Source organism: Pseudomonas syringae group sp. 26L6 (genome assembly GCF_032587815.1).
GTDB classification, from domain to species: domain Bacteria; phylum Pseudomonadota; class Gammaproteobacteria; order Pseudomonadales; family Pseudomonadaceae; genus Aquipseudomonas; species Aquipseudomonas amygdali.
In genome coordinates this window covers 179,238-194,385 of the sequence record NZ_JAWHPJ010000053.1, presented here as the reverse complement: position 1 = coordinate 194,385, position 15,148 = coordinate 179,238, and the positions used below count along the sequence as shown (strand labels likewise).

The 15,148-nt window shown below is 58.2% G+C and carries 18 protein-coding genes; 1 reads left to right on the top strand and 17 read right to left on the bottom strand.

The window, feature by feature from the left end; translation table 11 throughout:
• Positions 1-8: 8 nt before the first annotated feature.
• The 12 genes from rlmN to trmJ all read right to left on the bottom strand — a co-directional run bounded on the left by rlmN (position 9) and on the right by trmJ (position 9,037).
• A complete protein-coding gene (gene rlmN, locus RYA97_RS21165; RefSeq protein ID WP_117139810.1) occupies positions 9-1,157 on the bottom strand; it encodes a 23S rRNA (adenine(2503)-C(2))-methyltransferase RlmN in 1,149 nt (382 codons plus the stop codon).
• 33 nt (positions 1,158-1,190) lie between these two features.
• Positions 1,191-1,616: a nucleoside-diphosphate kinase gene (gene ndk / locus RYA97_RS21160; RefSeq protein WP_002552482.1), complete on the bottom strand. Its 426-nt coding sequence runs from the start codon at positions 1,614-1,616 to the stop codon at positions 1,191-1,193.
• A 96-nt stretch (positions 1,617-1,712) separates the two neighbouring features.
• Positions 1,713-1,913 carry a Fe-S cluster assembly protein IscX gene (iscX, locus tag RYA97_RS21155; protein WP_002552481.1) on the bottom strand — a complete coding sequence of 67 codons (201 nt, stop codon included), beginning with the start codon at positions 1,911-1,913 and terminating at the stop codon, positions 1,713-1,715.
• 14 nt (positions 1,914-1,927) lie between these two features.
• Positions 1,928-2,269, bottom strand: coding sequence for an ISC system 2Fe-2S type ferredoxin (gene fdx, locus RYA97_RS21150; RefSeq protein WP_003433456.1), 342 nt, complete (start codon positions 2,267-2,269; stop codon positions 1,928-1,930).
• Between the two features lie 3 nt (positions 2,270-2,272).
• Positions 2,273-4,135 (bottom strand): Fe-S protein assembly chaperone HscA, encoded by a 1,863-nt coding sequence (gene hscA / locus RYA97_RS21145; protein ID WP_005743353.1) that lies wholly within the window; start codon positions 4,133-4,135, stop codon positions 2,273-2,275.
• Positions 4,136-4,179: 44 nt separating this feature from the next.
• Entirely contained in the window at positions 4,180-4,701 is a 522-nt protein-coding gene (gene hscB, locus RYA97_RS21140) for a co-chaperone HscB (RefSeq protein WP_117139811.1), read from the bottom strand.
• Positions 4,702-4,711: 10 nt separating this feature from the next.
• On the bottom strand, positions 4,712-5,035 hold the full coding sequence (iscA, locus tag RYA97_RS21135; protein WP_002552477.1) for an iron-sulfur cluster assembly protein IscA: 324 nt from the start codon (positions 5,033-5,035) through the stop codon (positions 4,712-4,714).
• 75 nt (positions 5,036-5,110) lie between these two features.
• Positions 5,111-5,497, bottom strand: a complete 387-nt coding sequence (gene iscU / locus RYA97_RS21130) for a Fe-S cluster assembly scaffold IscU (RefSeq protein WP_002552476.1) — start codon at positions 5,495-5,497, stop codon at positions 5,111-5,113.
• Positions 5,498-5,578: 81 nt separating this feature from the next.
• Positions 5,579-6,793 (bottom strand): IscS subfamily cysteine desulfurase, encoded by a 1,215-nt coding sequence (locus RYA97_RS21125; protein ID WP_005743351.1) that lies wholly within the window; start codon positions 6,791-6,793, stop codon positions 5,579-5,581.
• Between the two features lie 44 nt (positions 6,794-6,837).
• Positions 6,838-7,329 carry a Fe-S cluster assembly transcriptional regulator IscR gene (gene iscR / locus RYA97_RS21120; RefSeq protein ID WP_002552474.1) on the bottom strand — a complete coding sequence of 164 codons (492 nt, stop codon included), beginning with the start codon at positions 7,327-7,329 and terminating at the stop codon, positions 6,838-6,840.
• Between the two features lie 158 nt (positions 7,330-7,487).
• On the bottom strand, positions 7,488-8,264 hold the full coding sequence (cysE, locus tag RYA97_RS21115; protein WP_004656256.1) for a serine O-acetyltransferase: 777 nt from the start codon (positions 8,262-8,264) through the stop codon (positions 7,488-7,490).
• Complete coding sequence (gene trmJ, locus RYA97_RS21110; RefSeq protein ID WP_005743350.1) at positions 8,264-9,037, bottom strand: tRNA (cytosine(32)/uridine(32)-2'-O)-methyltransferase TrmJ; 774 nt, start codon at positions 9,035-9,037, stop codon at positions 8,264-8,266. The genes cysE and trmJ overlap by 1 nt, the downstream gene beginning before the upstream one ends.
• 215 nt (positions 9,038-9,252) lie before the next feature.
• On the opposite strand from trmJ, the gene suhB reads away from it, so the two are divergent.
• The gene (suhB, locus tag RYA97_RS21105; protein ID WP_002552472.1) at positions 9,253-10,068 is read left to right on the top strand and encodes an inositol-phosphate phosphatase; all 816 of its coding nucleotides are present in this window, start codon (positions 9,253-9,255) and stop codon (positions 10,066-10,068) included.
• Between the two features lie 66 nt (positions 10,069-10,134).
• Here the strand turns inward: suhB and RYA97_RS21100 are convergent, their stop codons facing one another.
• The 5 genes from RYA97_RS21100 to tgt all read right to left on the bottom strand — a co-directional run bounded on the left by RYA97_RS21100 (position 10,135) and on the right by tgt (position 15,141).
• The gene (locus tag RYA97_RS21100) at positions 10,135-10,674 is read right to left on the bottom strand and encodes a glycine zipper 2TM domain-containing protein (protein WP_002552471.1); all 540 of its coding nucleotides are present in this window, start codon (positions 10,672-10,674) and stop codon (positions 10,135-10,137) included.
• Positions 10,675-10,782: 108 nt separating this feature from the next.
• Positions 10,783-11,694 (bottom strand): protein translocase subunit SecF, encoded by a 912-nt coding sequence (gene secF, locus RYA97_RS21095; protein WP_004666079.1) that lies wholly within the window; start codon positions 11,692-11,694, stop codon positions 10,783-10,785.
• Between the two features lie 9 nt (positions 11,695-11,703).
• Complete coding sequence (gene secD / locus RYA97_RS21090; RefSeq protein ID WP_004666080.1) at positions 11,704-13,572, bottom strand: protein translocase subunit SecD; 1,869 nt, start codon at positions 13,570-13,572, stop codon at positions 11,704-11,706.
• 63 nt (positions 13,573-13,635) lie between these two features.
• Positions 13,636-13,971 carry a preprotein translocase subunit YajC gene (gene yajC / locus RYA97_RS21085; protein ID WP_002552468.1) on the bottom strand — a complete coding sequence of 112 codons (336 nt, stop codon included), beginning with the start codon at positions 13,969-13,971 and terminating at the stop codon, positions 13,636-13,638.
• A 54-nt stretch (positions 13,972-14,025) separates the two neighbouring features.
• Positions 14,026-15,141, bottom strand: a complete 1,116-nt coding sequence (tgt, locus tag RYA97_RS21080) for a tRNA guanosine(34) transglycosylase Tgt (RefSeq protein ID WP_117139821.1) — start codon at positions 15,139-15,141, stop codon at positions 14,026-14,028.
• Between the last annotated feature and the right edge of the window lie 7 nt (positions 15,142-15,148).

Below are 15,148 nucleotides of genomic sequence, written 5' to 3'. Positions count from 1 at the left end.
GTTGGCAGTCAGGTTCGAGTCGCCGCAACCGGGGCCGTCTCGGCCTCGGCGCTCAACTCACGCACAGCAATGTAGCGTTCACTACGGCGTGTACGGTCCATCACCTGCCCGACCAGCTGGCCGCATGCTGCATCAATGTCTTCACCACGCGTGGTGCGCACAGTGACGTTATAACCAGCCTGATGCAACAGGTCCTGAAAACGACGGATCGCGTTATTGCTGGGACGCTCGTAACCGGAGTGCGGAAACGGATTGAACGGGATCAGGTTGATCTTGCAAGGCGTGTCCTTGAGCAGCTCGATCATCTCGACGGCGTGTTCAACCTTGTCGTTGATATCCTTGAGCATGGTGTATTCGATGGTGAGCACACGCTTTTCGCCCAGACTGGACATGTAACGGCGGCAGGAATCAAGGAGCATTTGCAGCGGGTATTTCTTGTTGATCGGCACCAGCTGATTACGCAGCGCATCGTTCGGCGCGTGCAGCGACAAGGCCAGGGAAACGTCGATATGCTTGGAAAGCTCATCGATCATTGGTACCACACCGGAGGTGGACAACGTCACCCGGCGCTTGGAGATGCCATACCCCAGGTCATCCATCATCAGATGCATGGCAGCAATAACATTGTCGAAGTTCAGCAGCGGCTCACCCATGCCCATCATCACCACGTTGGTGATGGCACGGTCGACGGTCGCCGGTACGCTGCCAAAGGATTTGTTGGCAATCCACACCTGACCGATGACTTCGGCGGCGGTGAGGTTGCTGTTGAAGCCTTGCTTGCCCGTGGAACAGAAGCTGCAATCCAGGGCACAGCCCGCCTGAGACGAAACACACAAGGTGCCACGCTTGCCCTGCGGAATGTAGACGGTCTCGACACAGCTGCCGGACTCTACGCGCACCACCCATTTACGGGTGCCGTCGCTGGAGATGTCCTCGCTGACCACTTCGGGACTGCGAACTTCGGCACAGGCCTTGAGCTTTTCGCGCAGGGCCTTGCTGACGTTCGTCATCGCGTCGAAATCGTCGACGCCGAAGTGGTGAATCCACTTCATGACCTGACCGGCACGGAAGCGCTTCTCCCCGATAGAGTCGAAGAATTTCTCCATTTCCTGTTGAGTCAGCCCCAGCAGGTTGGTTTTACCAGTCGATGCAATCATGAATTCACCCTTCACTCGTCAGTCAAAAATGACTTAGCGAGCGGTTACTTCGGTAGCTGCGAAGAAGTACGAGATTTCGCGAGCGGCGGCTGCTTCCGAATCGGAGCCATGAACAGCGTTGGCGTCGATGGAGTCAGCGAAATCAGCGCGGATGGTGCCGGCAGCAGCTTCTTTAGGGTTGGTAGCGCCCATCAGCTCACGGTTCAGAGCGATAGCGTTTTCGCCTTCCAGAACCTGAACGACAACCGGGCCGGAGATCATGAAAGCAACCAGGTCGCCGAAGAAACCGCGAGCGCTGTGCTCAGCGTAGAAACCTTCAGCTTCGGCCTTGGACAGTTGCTTCAGCTTGGAAGCGACAACGCGCAGACCGGCTTTTTCGAAACGAGTGGTGATCTCGCCGATTACGTTCTTGGCAACGGCGTCAGGCTTGATGATGGAGAAAGTACGTTGAACAGCCATGGTGAAACTCCAGAAGCAGTGATTGAAGCGAAAAATTAAACCCGCGAATTATACGCGGGTTCTGGTGTATTGCCTAACTGCGTACGTTACTGAACGTCAATCGGCCTCTTCGATCCATAACCCTTGGATCGCCTCGAGAACCTTTTCCCCACTACGGTCCGGGTGGTCATCGAACTCAGGCAAGGCCATGACCAGATTACGCAGCCTGGGAAAACTCACAGTCAGCGGATCGACATCCGGGTGGCTTTCAGCCAGCTGGATGGCGATTTCCTGCACATCAACCCATTTGAGACTCATGAGCAATCCTTGAATCAGTGTGGCGCTTCAGCGGCGTGGTTGAGCGAATACTTGGGTATTTCGACCGTGAGGTCTTCGTTGCCGACAATGGCCTGACAGGACAGACGCGATTGCGCTTCCAGGCCCCAGGCTTTGTCGAGCATGTCTTCTTCCAGCTCATCGGCTTCATTCAGCGAACCGAAACCTTCGCGAATGATGCAATGGCAGGTGGTACAGGCACACACGCCACCACAGGCGCTTTCAATCTCGATGTGGTGCTCGTGGGCAATATCGAGAATAGACGTGCCCGGCTCCACTTCTACAACCAGCCCGTCCGGACAATGCTCGGCGTGGGGCAGAAAAATCACCTGCGGCATCAGTTATTCCTCAATCTCATTCAAGTTGCGCCCGGCCAGTGCGGCTTTTACCGTCGAATCGAGGCGTCGGGCAGCAAATGCGTCGGTCACCTGCGACAGACGCTTGGTCTGCTGCTCGATGGCATAACCATCGGTGCCTTGCATCAATTCACGTAATTCGTTCATCTGCAGGTTGATGACCAGGCGCTCTTCTTCGTCGAGAAGACGCTCACCATCAGCCTCAAGGGCACCTTGAACCGCTTCGAGCAAGCGCTCGGCGTCAACCTGGTGCTCGCGCAGCACACGAGCGACCTTGTCGTCGCCGGCATACTCGAAGGAGTCCTTGAGCATGCGGGTGACTTCGTCATCGGTCAGCCCGTAGGAAGGCTTGACCTGAATGCTCGACTCGATACCCGAGCCCATTTCGCGCGCCGAAACGCTGAGCAGACCGTCAGCATCAACCTGGAAGGTGACACGAATCTTTGCCGCACCCGCGACCATCGGCGGAATGCCGCGCAATTCGAAACGTGCAAGGGAACGGCAGTCACTGATCAACTCGCGCTCGCCCTGCAGAACATGAATCTTCATGGCCGTCTGGCCATCCTTGTACGTGGTGAATTCCTGACCACGCGCTACAGGGATGGTGGTGTTGCGCGGAATGACCTTTTCCATCAGCCCGCCCATGGTTTCCAGCCCCAGCGAGAGCGGAATCACATCGAGCAATAGCAGTTCGCCACCGTCACGCTTGTTGCCTGCCAGCGTATCGGCCTGGATCGCAGCTCCTATGGCCACCACTTGATCCGGGTCAATCTGGGTCAATGGCTGACGACCGAACAGCTCGGCCACCGCTTCGCGTACGCGTGGAACTCGGGTCGAACCGCCGACCATGACCACCGCCTCGACTTCTTCAAGCTCGATACCGGTATCACGCACCGCACGACGACAGGCCTTGAGACTGCGCGCGACCATAGGCTCGATCAGCGCATTGAGCGCCTCGCGGGTCAGCGTGCCACGCCAGTCACCGTAGGCGACCTCGACAGACTCGACGTCAGTCAGCGCTTCCTTGGCCGAGCAGGCAGCCTGCAGCAGGCTGCGTTGCGCGGAAGGGTCGATATCGGCAGACAGACCGGCATCAGTGACAATCCAGTTGGCTATCGCATGATCGAAGTCATCGCCACCCAGAGCGGTATCCCCGCCAGTGGCCAGTACTTCAAACACACCGCCGGTCAGGCGCAGGATCGAGATGTCGAAGGTTCCGCCGCCCAGATCATAGATGGCAACCACGCCTTCGGCTTTCTGATCCAGACCATAGGCAACGGCAGCAGCCGTTGGCTCATTAAGCAGGCGCAACACATTGAGGCCGGCAAGTCTGGCGGCATCCTTGGTCGCCTGGCGCTGAGAGTCGTCGAAATAAGCAGGCACGGTAATCACCGCCCCCACCAGTTCGCCACCCAGCGTGGACTCGGCGCGTTCGCGCAGGACCTTGAGAATGTCGGCAGACACTTCAACAGGACTTTTCGGCCCCTGCACGGTGTCGATAAACGGCATGTGCGACTCACCGCCAACAAACCGGTACGGCAGTTGCTCGCCCAATTGCTTGACGTCAGTCAGCCCGCGCCCCATGAGGCGCTTGACTGACAGAACGGTATTGAACGGATCCTGGGAGGCGGCGATCTTCGCTGACTGCCCTACTTCGACACGATCAGCGTGATAGCGCACGGCAGACGGCAGAATGACCTGCCCCTCTGCATCGGCCAGCGGTTCAGACAGGCCGCTGCGCACTGCAGCAACCAGAGAATTGGTGGTGCCCAGGTCGATACCCACAGCCAGACGACGCTGGTGCGGTTGAGGACTCAGGCCGGGTTCGGCGATCTGCAGTAAAGCCATGCTGTTCAGAATAATCACTGGCGCGCGGCCGAAGCCGCGCGGGGTTAATCGTCGAGGCGCTCTTCTAACTGGCGCACTTCGTGAGAGAGCTTGTCGAGAAACTGCATACGCCGCATCAGCTTTTCAGCGTGCTCGCGTTGTGCAGCATCATTCCAACAGGCCGCGAAGCTCTGGTTCAGCTCGTCCTGAGCGACCTTGAGCTGGCGCTTGAAGTTCGCAACGCCGTCGAGATCAGCCTTGTCCTGCAAGTCCTCGAGGTGTTCGCGCAATTGCATCTGCTGCAGAAGGAACTCGGGATCGTGCACGGTGACCTCAAGCGGTACCTCGTTGCCATTCATTGCCAACAGGTAGCGCGCCCTTTTCGGCGGGCTTTTCAGGGTCTGATAAGCCTCGTTGAGACTGGCCGAACGCTCCAGCGCCACACGCTGCTCACGCTCTGGGGCATCCGCAAAACGATCCGGATGCACATTGCGCGCAAGCTCACGGTAACGAGTGCCCAACTGGTCAAGATCAAGCTGAAACTCGGGCTTGAGATCGAACAGGGCGAAGTGACAGGGAGTACCCACAATAAAAGCCTCAGACGTTGAAGCTTTCGCCACAGCCGCACTCACCGCGCGAGTTGGGGTTGTTGAACTTGAAGCCTTCATTCAACCCTTCACGCACGAAGTCGAGCTCGGTGCCATCCAGATAGACCAGACTTTTCGGGTCAATGATCACCTTGACGCCGTGCATTTCAAACACAGTGTCTTCGCCAGCCGCCTCATCGACGAACTCAAGCACATAGGCAAGACCTGAACAGCCTGTGGTGCGAACACCCAGACGAACGCCATCACCCTTGCCGCGTCCCTCAAGGGAACGTCGTACGTGGTTAGCGGCAGCTTCTGTCATGCTGATAGCCATCGGAACTCCTTAGCCTGTTGCATTAGCCTGTTGCAGTTGACTCTGTTGCAAGCTTCTCTTGAAAAGCCTGCCTGCTTACAGCAGACCTTTCTTCTGCTTGTAATCGCGAACGGCGGCCTTGATGGCGTCTTCAGCGAGTACCGAGCAGTGAATCTTGACCGGCGGCAGCGCCAGCTCTTCAGCCAGCTGAGTGTTCTTGATGGTCTCTGCTTCATCCAGAGTCTTGCCTTTCATCCACTCGGTCGCCAGCGAGCTGGAGGCAATGGCCGAACCGCAGCCGTAGGTCTTGAACTTGGCGTCTTCGATAACGCCCTGCTCGTTGACCTTGATCTGCAAACGCATTACGTCGCCGCACGCTGGAGCGCCGACCATGCCGGTGCCGACATCAGGATCTTCCGCGTTCATCTTGCCGACGTTACGTGGGTTCTCGTAGTGGTCGATGACCTTTTCGCTGTAAGCCATGATTCTATTCCTCTCACATCAGGGAGCCGCTCTGCAGGTCACGCGCAATTGCACATGACCTGTGTTGGAGGCGACTTTAAATTAGTGCGCCGCCCACTCGATCTTGGAGATGTCGACGCCGTCTTTGAACATGTCCCACAGCGGCGAAAGTGTGCGCAGCCGGGTGACAGCCTCGCAAACCTTCTGCGCGGCGTAATCAATTTCTTCTTCAGTGCTGAAACGGCCGAAGGTGAAACGAATCGAGCTGTGCGCCAGCTCATCGTTGCGACCCAGGGCACGCAGCACATACGAAGGCTCAAGCGAGGCCGAGGTACAGGCCGAACCGGACGATACCGCCAGATCCTTGAGCGCCATGATCAGCGACTCGCCTTCGACGTAGTTGAAGCTCAGGTTCAGGTTGTGCGGCACGCGTGCAGTCAGGCTGCCGTTGACGTACAGCTCTTCCAGATTTTCGACCTGCTTGAAGAAACGATCGCTGAGTGCCTTGATGCGCACGTTTTCAGCAGCCATTTCTTCCTTGGCAATGCGGAATGCTTCGCCCATACCGACGATCTGGTGGGTCGCTAGAGTACCGGAACGCATGCCACGCTCGTGACCGCCGCCGTGCATGGTCGCTTCAAGGCGAACACGCGGCTTGCGGCTGACGTAGAGCGCGCCGATACCTTTAGGACCATAGGTCTTGTGCGCCGAGAACGACATGAGGTCAACCTTGAGGCTGGCCAGATCGATTTCAACCTTGCCGGTCGACTGCGCGCCGTCAACGTGGAACAGCACGCCACGCGAACGGGTCAGTTCACCGATCGCAGCGATGTCGTTGATAGTGCCGATCTCATTGTTCACATGCATGACCGAAACCAGGATGGTGTCGTCGCGCAGTGCCGCTTCAATCATGGCAGGCGTGATCAGACCGTCTTCACCTGGCTCGATGTAGGTAACTTCGAAACCTTCGCGTTCAAGCTGGCGAGTGGTGTCGAGGACAGCCTTGTGTTCGACCTTCGACGTGATCAGGTGCTTGCCTTTGCTGGCGTAGAAATGCGCAACACCTTTAATAGCCAGGTTGTTGGATTCAGTGGCACCCGAGGTCCAGACGATTTCGCGCGGATCGGCGTTGACCAGATCAGCGACCTGACGACGAGCGTTCTCGACCGCTTCTTCGGCTTTCCAGCCAAAGACGTGGGAGCGCGAGGCCGGGTTGCCGAAGTTTCCTTCGACGGTCAGGCAATCGATCATTTTCTGCGCGACACGCGGATCGACCGGGGTCGTCGCGGAGTAGTCGAGGTAAATTGGCAATTTCATTGAAGCTCTCCTATCAGGCAGGCGCACCGCTCATTCATCTGCGTTCATTCGACGGCGGACGTTTCGATCTTACCCAGTTGCGACATGTGGTTATGACCACGGCGCATATCCTGGCGCTGAGCGACTTCTTGTACCTCACGGCGAGTGACAAGATCCGCCAAGCTGATACCGCTTAGAAATTCGTGAATCTGCTGGCTCAGGTCACACCACAAGTGGTGGGTCAGGCAGGTATCGCCAGCATGGCAATCGCCCAGACCCTGACACCGCGTGGCGTCGACCGATTCATTGACTGCATCGACGACTTGAGCAACCTGGATGCCTTTCATGTCGCGCGACAGCTGGTAACCACCACCTGGACCACGAACACTGGAAACCAGATTGCCGCGACGCAGCTTGGCGAACAGCTGCTCGAGGTAGGACAGGGAAATACCCTGCCGCTCGGAGATGTCGGCCAGAGACACTGGCCCGTTCTGCGCGTGCAACGCCAGGTCAAGCATGGCTGTTACAGCGTATCGGCCTTTAGTAGTCAGTCGCATGGCGTATACCGCAGAGGTTCGGAATGAGAGCGAGTATGCTATTCCCGAGTAAAAGAGTCAACTATTAGACCAAGTAAAACAGTCGGGATTAGCGAAAAGCGCGGGCTGTATCATAGCAAAGGTGCGGCGTAATGGCACGCGTCACGCCGCCGTGTCGCCTAGCCAACCTTGTCTTCGTGGCGATCCTTGACGCAGTCGAATACTTCATCACGCAGCTCGGGAAGGTCTTTGGCGCAATAATCACTGCCCAGCCTGCCGAGCGCATCGCACATGCCCTCAAGACGGCCGTCGACAGCCTGCAAATGGTCGAGCAACTGGCCAATGGCGCGAGCGATAGGGTCCGGCATGTCGGCGCTGACGCCGTACGCGTCGAAACCGAGCTTTTCAGCCATGACCTTGCGCCGGGCTTCGGTTTCATCGTCGGACTTGACGATGATGCGCCCCGGAATGCCCACGGCAGTTGCCCCCGCAGGCACCGCCTTGGTCACCACTGCGTTGGAACCAATCTTGGCACCGGCACCCACTGTGAACGGCCCGAGCACCTTGGCACCCGCCCCGACCACTACGCCATCTTCCAGCGTCGGGTGACGCTTGCCGGCATTCCAACTGGTACCGCCCAGGGTCACGCCCTGGTAAAGCGTTACGTCATTGCCGATCTCGGCGGTTTCGCCGATCACGATGCCCATGCCGTGGTCGATGAAAAAACGGCGACCGATGCGCGCCCCCGGGTGGATCTCGATACCGGTCATCCAGCGACCGAAGTTGGAGACCAGCCGCGCGAGCCACTTCCAGCCGTTGCGCCACAGAATGTGCGCAAAGCGGTGCAGCCAGATGGCATGCATGCCCGGATAACAGGTCAGCACCTCAAAGGCGTTGCGCGCAGCAGGGTCACGATGGAATACGCTTTGAATGTCTTCTCGCAGACGCTTGAACATTACTGATCCTTCCGCTTGTAGGGCTCACCGCGTGCGGCTTTCTGGGTTTCGGTGAGCACACCGCGCAGGATACTCAGTTCGGATCGCTCGACCTCGCTACGCCCGTATAGCCTGCGCAGTCGTGCCATCAGATGACGTGGTTTTTCCGGATCAAGGAAACCGATGGCCACAAGCGTGGCTTCAAGGTGCGTGTAAAAGCCTTCCATCTCATCCATCGTCGCCAGCTCGGCGTTATGCGCCGAGACTGCCTTGGGCGTTTCGCCCTGCTCTGAGTGTGCCGAAGCCGCCAGCCAGGCCATGCGCACTTCGTAGCTGAGCACCTGCACAGCCGCGGCGAGGTTCAGCGAGCTGAACCCGGGGTCCGACGGGATGTGCACATGGAAGTGGCAACGCTGCAGCTCTTCATTGGTCAGGCCGGCGTGCTCGCGACCGAAGACCAGCGCCACTTCCGCGCCCTCCCCGGCCTGCTCGATGACTTTTTCACCGGAAGCGCGCGGATCGAGCAACGGCCACGGCAAACTGCGATCACGCGCACTGGTACCGAGCACCAGACGACAGCCGACCAACGCGTCTTCAAGAGTCGCAACAACCTGCGCACCTTCAAGAATATCGGTGGCGCCTGACGCACGCGCATCGGCATCAGGCGAAGGAAAGATGCGCGGATCGACCAGCACCAGACGCGAAAGCCCCATGTTTTTCATGGCGCGAGCGGCCCCGCCGATATTTCCGGGATGGGTAGTGCCGACCAGGACAACACGAATGTTCTGCAACAAAGCGAACGCTCACTGACGCGAATTAGGGGGGCAAATCTTACAGAAACGGTTCGACTAACGCTATGAAGCTGTGCGGGCCGGAAGATCGGAACTGACCGCTTGCGACATGAAAAAATCCACACGAACCCGACAACCGTAACCACGCAAGGCTGGAAATAATTCGAATCAGCCCATAGAATGCCCGGCTCTCTTTAACAACCTTAGGTGAATTATCCATGCAGCCCATGCTGAATATCGCGCTGCGCGCCGCCCGCAGCGCCAGCGAATTGATTTTCCGCTCCATCGAGCGCCTGGATACCATCAAAGTTGACGAAAAAGAAGCCAAAGACTACGTCACAGAGATCGACCGAGCTGCCGAGCAAAGCATCATCACCGCTCTGCGCAAGGCCTACCCGACTCACGGCATTCTCGGCGAAGAAAGCGGCCTGCACGAAGGCAGCGGCGAAGGCACCGACTACCTGTGGATCATCGACCCACTGGACGGCACTACCAACTTCGTTCGCGGCATCCCGCACTTTGCGGTCAGCATCGCCTGCAAATATCGCGGTCGCCTTGAGCACGCTGTTGTTCTGGACCCGGTTCGCCAGGAAGAATTCACCGCCAGCCGTGGTCGCGGCGCTGCCCTGAACGGTCGCCGTCTGCGCGTCAGCCAGCGCAAGAGCCTGGAAGGCGCACTGCTGGGCACCGGCTTCCCGTTCCGTGACAACCAGATGGACAACATCGAAAACTACCTGGGCATGTTCCGCAGCCTGGTAGGCCAGACCGCCGGCATCCGTCGCGCAGGCGCTGCAAGCCTCGATCTGGCTTACGTAGCTGCCGGTCGTTTCGATGCGTTCTGGGAGTCGGGCCTGTCCGAATGGGACATGGCAGCAGGCGCTCTGCTGATTCAGGAAGCAGGCGGTCTGGTCAGCGATTTCACCGGCGGTCACGACTTCCTCGAGAAAGGCCATATCGTTGCCGGCAACACCAAATGCTTCAAGGCCGTACTGACCGCAATCGCACCGCACCTGCCGCCTTCGCTCAAACGCTAAGCTGCAGACGTAAAAAAACCGGCGAAAGCCGGTTTTTTTATGTCTTCTAAAGCTCAGCGGCTGGCGTTACTGCGCCTGACCCAATATCAGCTGACCATTCTTGTCGACCGGAATCTGGCTGCCCGGATCACGCTCCATACGAACCTGACCCACTTTCTCGTTCAACTTGTATTTGACGTTGTAGCCCACAACCTTGTCGCTCACATCGTTGACCGTCGTGCAGCGGTTCTGCGTAGTGGTGTAGGTATCACGCTCCTGCATGCCTTCCTGAACCTTGTTGCCCGCATAACCACCACCTACCGCACCCGCGACTGTAGCGATCTTCTTGCCGTTACCGCCACCGATCTGGTTACCCAGCAAACCACCGGCAACCGCGCCAATAACGCTACCTACGATCTGATGCTGGTCCTTGACCGGCGCCTGACGAGTAACGGTTACGTCCTTGCAAACTTCACGGGGGGTTTTGATCTGCTGGTTGATCGGCTCTACTGCCAATACATCCGCATACTCAGGACCACCCTTGACCAAGCTATAGGTGGCAACGGCGCCGCCAGCAGTCACGACAGCAGCACCTAACACAGCACCAACAAGCATAGACTTGTTCACTTGAACCTCCTGACCAATCGAAACGCAGCATGACTGCGCAATGCCTAGCCTTGGAGCATAAAAAAAGGCGCGAGTTCAGCACTCGCGCCTTTTTTATGATGGCCGGATCTACGGAAGATCGTCGGCCTTCTCGACGACCACTGGAGGAATCAGGTCCTCAGTGGTCAGGTTCAGCCAGATCAGCACCACGTTGGCGATGTAGATGGACGAGTAAGTACCCGCCAGAACACCGATGAACAACGCGATGGAGAAGCCTTCCAGGCTGTCGCCGCCAAACGCCCACAGTGCAACAATCGCCAACAGGGTTGAGACCGAAGTGGCAATGGTACGCAGCAGTGTCTGCGTGGTGGAGATGTTGATGTTCTCGATCAGCGAAGCCTTGCGCAGTAGGCGGAAGTTTTCGCGTACCCGGTCGAAGACCACAATGGTGTCGTTCAGCGAGTAACCGATGATCGCCAGCACCGCCGCCAGCACCGTCAGGTCGAAGGTGATCTGGAAGAACGACAGGATACCCATCGTCACCACCACGTCGTGGATCAGCGAGATGATCGCCCCGACGGCAAATTTCCACTGGAAGCGGAACGCCAGGTAGATCAGAACACCGCCCAACGCCATCAGCATGCCGAGGCCGCCCTGATCGCGCAGCTCTTCACCCACCTGCGGACCGACGAACTCGACACGCTTGACCACTGCCGGGTTATCGGCACCGGCCTTGCGCAGCGCTTCGGCCACCTGAGTGCCCAGTTGCGGGTCTTCACCCGGCATGCGCACCAGCAAGTCAGTGGTGGCACCAAAGCTCTGAACAACGGCTTCGTGATAGCCCGCCGAAACCAGCTCCTGGCGCACCTTGCCCAGATCGGCTGGACGCTCGTAGGTCAGCTCGATGAGCGTACCGCCGGTGAAGTCCAGACCAAAGTTGAGCCCTTTATGGAACCAGCTGAACAGCGCCAGTGCGGTAAGGAGCATCGTGATGGCGAACGCAACATTGCGAACGCCCATGAAGTTGATGGTACGTAACATGGCAGCCCCTTAAATCCACAACTTCTTGAAGTCACGACCGCCGTAGATCAGGTTGACCATAGCGCGGGTCACCATGATGGCCGTGAACATCGAGGTAAAGATCCCGAGCGACATGGTCACCGCAAACCCTTTGACCGGGCCGGTGCCCATCGCAAAGAGAATGCCGCCGACCAGCAGCGTCGTCAGGTTGGCGTCGAGGATCGCCGTGTAGGCACGATCGAAACCTTCGTTGATAGCGCGCTGGACCGTCATGCCATTGGCGATCTCTTCACGAATACGCGAGAAGATCAGCACGTTGGCATCCACCGCCATACCCATGGTCAACACGATACCGGCGATACCTGGCAGGGTCAGTGTTGCACCCAGCAAGGACATCAGTGCCAGCAGCATGACCATGTTCAAAGCCAGTGCGACGGTCGCGATCAGACCGAAGAAGCGGTAGATCGCCATGATGAACAGCGAGACGAACAGCATGCCCCACAGGGAAGCATCGATACCCTTGGTAATGTTGTCGGCACCCAGGCTCGGGCCAATGGTACGTTCTTCAGCGAAGTACATCGGTGCCGCCAGACCACCGGCACGCAACAGCAGCGCCAGCTCGGAAGACTCACCCTGACCGTTCAGACCGGTAATCCGGAACTGACTGCCCAGCGGCGACTGAATGGTCGCCAGACTGATGATTTTCTTTTCTTCCTTGAAGGTCTGCACCGGCACGTCTTTCTCGACGCCGTTGACCATCTGCTTGGTGTAAGTGGTGGTCGGACGCTGCTCGATGAAGATCACCGCCATGCTGCGACCGACATTACTGCGGGTTGCGCGGCTCATCAGCTCGCCACCGTGGCCATCAAGATTGATGTTCACCTGTGGACGGCCATGTTCGTCGAAGCTGGCCTTGGCGTCAGTCACCTGATCGCCGGTGATGATCAGACCACGCTCCACCGCCGCTGCCGGACGACCGCCTTCGCGGAATTCGAACATTTCGGTGGTGCCTTTCGAATCATCCGGGCCTGCACCCAGACGGAATTCGAGGTTGGCGGTCTTGCCCAGAATACGCTTGGCTTCGGCCGTGTCCTGCACACCCGGCAGCTCGACCACGATGCGGTTGGCACCCTGGCGCTGAACCAGCGGCTCGGCAACACCCAGCTCGTTGACCCGATTACGCACGGTAGTCAGGTTCTGCTTGATCGAGTATTCGCGAATCTCGGCCAGTTTGGCCGGGGTCAGCGCCATGCGCAGCACGGGAATACCGTTCAGCTCGGCAGGCGTGATTTCGAAATCGGTGAAGGTCTTGCGCACCAGTGCACGAGCCTGCTCGCGCTCTGCGTCATCGCTAAAGCCCAGCTGAATCACATTGCCCAGCTGCGGCAGGCTGCGATAACGCACTTTTTCCTTGCGCAACAGGGATTTGACTTCGCCTTCGTAGACTTTCAGACGTGCATCGATCGCCTTGTCCATGTCGACTTCCAGCAGGAAGTGCACACCACCGGACAGGTCGAGACCGAGTTTCATCGGGCTTGCACCCAGGTTACGCAACCAGGTCGGCGTGGTACGCGCCAGGTTCAGCGCAACGACATAGTCGTCACCCAGCGCCTTGCGCACGACATCCTTGGCTGGCAACTGGTCTTCCTGCTTGCTCAGACGCAACAAACCGCCCTTGCCATTCTCGGCCAGAGAAGAAGCCTTGACCGAGATGCCTGCATCGGCAAGCGCCTTGGCTGCACGATCCACGTCTGCCTGATTGACTTGCAGTGCAGTACTTGCACCGCTGATCTGGATGGCAGAATCATCAGGGTAGAGATTGGGTGCGGAATAAATAAAACCGACCACCAGCACCGCCAGGATCAGTATGTATTTCCACAGAGGGTATTTGTTCAGCATCACGCCGCCCGCTTAAAACGCGGGGCGCCTTGCGCGCCCCGTCGATGGGTAAAAAGTTACTGCTCAGATCGCTTTCAGGGTGCCTTTTGGCAGAGTGGCCGCGATGGCGCCCTTCTGGATTTTCAGCTCAACGGTGTCCGACACCTCGATCACTACGAAGTCGTCGGTCACTTTGTTGATCTTGCCCGCGATGCCGCCGCTGGTCACAACTTCATCGCCTTTCTGCAGGTTGCCCAGCAGGTTTTTCTGCTCTTTGGCGCGCTTGGCCTGTGGACGCCAGATCATCAGGTAGAAGATGACCAGGAAGCCGACCAGGAAAATCCACTCGAAACCACTGCCCGCAGGACCGGCAGCCGGTGCAGCAGCATCCGCAAAAGCGGGAGAGATGAAAAAGCTCATTTGTCGCTCCAGTTACATAATTAGTATAAAAAAGCAGGAAAAACTCGTTCTGTTTCAACCCAGAGGCGGCGTTGGAAGGCCGCGTTTGGCATAGAAGGCATCGACGAAGGCGGCCAATGTACCCTGTTGAATAGCCTCGCGCAAACCAGCCATAAGCAGCTGGTAGTGGCGCAAATTGTGGATCGTATTCAGCATGCTCCCCAGCATTTCTCCGCACTTGTCCAGGTGATGCAGATAAGCGCGCGAGAAGTTCTTGCAGGTGTAGCAGTCGCAGGTCGGATCCAGCGGCGAATTGTCGTGGCGATGGAACGCGTTACGAATTTTCAGCACACCGGCATCGGTAAACAAGTGGCCGTTGCGAGCGTTGCGGGTCGGCATCACACAGTCGAACATGTCAACGCCGCGGCGCACACCTTCGACCAGATCTTCCGGCTTGCCTACGCCCATCAAGTAACGAGGTTTGTCTGCTGGCATAAGGCCCGGCAGATAGTCCAGCACCTTGATCATCTCGTGCTTGGGTTCGCCTACCGACAGGCCGCCGATCGCCAGACCGTCAAAGCCGATCTCGTCCAGGCCTTCCAGCGAACGCTTGCGCAGGTTCTCGTGCATGCCACCCTGAACGATGCCGAACAGCGCAGCAGTGTTTTCGCCATGCGCAACCTTGGAGCGCTTGGCCCAACGCAACGACAGCTCCATGGAGACCCGCGCTACATCTTCGTCGGCCGGGTACGGCGTGCATTCGTCGAAGATCATCACGACGTCCGAGCCCAGATCACGCTGAACCTGCATCGACTCTTCCGGCCCCATGAACACCTTGGCACCATCAACCGGCGAGGCGAAGGTCACGCCCTCCTCCTTGATCTTGCGCATCGCGCCCAGGCTGAACACCTGAAAACCGCCGGAGTCGGTCAGAATCGGTCCCTTCCACTGCATGAAATCGTGCAGGTCACCGTGGCCCTTGATGACTTCAGTGCCCGGACGCAGCCACAGGTGAAACGTGTTGCCCAGAATCATCTGCGCACCAGTGGCCTCGATATCACGCGGCAGCATGCCCTTGACCGTCCCATAGGTGCCCACCGGCATGAACGCCGGGGTCTCGACTACACCACGCGGAAAGGTCAGGCGACCGCGACGGGCCTTGCCGTCGGTGGCCAACAACTCGAAAGACATACGACAG